The following is a 1220-nucleotide window of genomic DNA, read 5'->3' as shown; positions in this document are numbered from 1 at the left end:
CTCGCGTCGCAGCCCGCCGGTCCGCGGTGTCGGCGCCCGCGTCTAGCGTCGGGGCATGACGTCGAGCGGATCCCCCAGGTGCCGGGCCGAGGCGTGCGTCGCGCCCGTCGAGCCCGGGGCGCCCGTGCCGCTGTGCGCCGCGCACCTCGTGGCCGCGGCGGCCTGGGTGGAGCGGGAGCACGGCGTCGAGGACGTGCTGCCGTCCCCGTGCCCGGCCTGCGGCTCCCGCTTGGGCGTCCGCTACCCGTCGGGCTGGCTGTGCGCGGTGTGCGAGTGGCGGCACGGCGACCACCCGGACGGGGAGCTCGCGCCGCCGCGGGTGGACGTCGTCTACTACATCCGCTTCGGCGATCGGCTGAAGATCGGCACGAGCGCCAACCCCCGGCAGCGGCTCGGCACGCTCCGGCACGACGAGCTGCTCGCGTTCGAGCGCGGCGGGCGCGCGGTGGAGCGGGCGCGGCACACGCGGTTCGCGCGGCAGCGGTTCGACCGCACGGAGTGGTTCGCGCTGGACGACGAGCTGCGGGAGCACGTGCGGGCGCTCGCCGCGGGGCAGCCGGATCCGTGGGAGCTGCTCGCCCGGTGGCGGAGCGAGGCGCAGGCGCTGCGGGTGAGCTGACGCCTGCCTGCCCTGCCCGCCCCGACAGCCCCGCCCACCCGCTGACAGCGCCCGCGGCTCGCGGGGGTCAGCCGGCGGACGCGGCGGCGGACGGCGGCTCGCGCAGGTAGGCGTCGACCAGGAACGGGCCGCGGATCTCACGCAGCCGGTCGAGCAGCAGGTCGACCGTGCCACGCGTGAGCCCGGAGACGCAGAGGTCGTAGGGCCCGAGCGGGGGCAGCTTGCCGGTGCGGATCCGGACGACCTCCCAGCCGGCGGACCGCAGCGCCCGGTCCTTCCGGCGATCCGCCTCCTCGCGGCGGCCGACGTGCTCCAGCCCGTGGCGTCCCGTGGAGTCGTACTCGACGGCGACGCGCAGCTCCGGCAGCAGGATGTCGGGCCACGCCTCGAGGTGCTCGAAGAACGGGCGGGCGAGGCGCACGGCGTTGAGCCCCGGGGTGTGCTCCAGGCGCGCGGCCAGCTCCTGCCGCAGGCGCTCCTCGACGGCGGACGCGGGCGGCGGGGCGCACGCGCTCGCGAACGGCTCGCCCACGGGGAGGTCGGGGGTGGCGCTGCAGACGCCGGGTGAGCGGCGGGCGCGGGCGACGGGCGGATCCGCGAC

At 78.0% G+C, this 1220-nt stretch carries 1 protein-coding gene and 1 pseudogene; one reads left to right on the top strand and one right to left on the bottom strand.

Annotated elements, in window-relative coordinates:
* Window positions 1–55: 55 nt before the first annotated feature.
* Window positions 56–619, top strand: a complete 564-nt coding sequence (locus Q6969_RS15805; RefSeq protein ID WP_317231292.1) for a GIY-YIG nuclease family protein — start codon at window positions 56–58, stop codon at window positions 617–619.
* Between the two features lie 67 nt (window positions 620–686).
* On the opposite strand, the pseudogene Q6969_RS15800 reads toward Q6969_RS15805, so the two are convergent.
* A pseudogene (locus Q6969_RS15800) lies at window positions 687–1220 on the bottom strand (hypothetical protein); the annotation flags it as partial.

Source organism: Clavibacter sp. MX14-G9D, from assembly GCF_032917815.1.
Classification (GTDB): domain Bacteria; phylum Actinomycetota; class Actinomycetes; order Actinomycetales; family Microbacteriaceae; genus Clavibacter; species Clavibacter michiganensis_K.
The sequence above is the reverse complement of the archived record's forward strand: the minus strand, read 5'-3'. Positions and strand labels throughout refer to the sequence as shown.

Excerpts from the sequence above, each read along its gene's own strand:
- Q6969_RS15805 (WP_317231292.1), top strand. The coding sequence starts at position 56 with ATGACGTCGAGCGGATCCCCCAGGTGCCGGGCCGAGGCGTGCGTCGCG.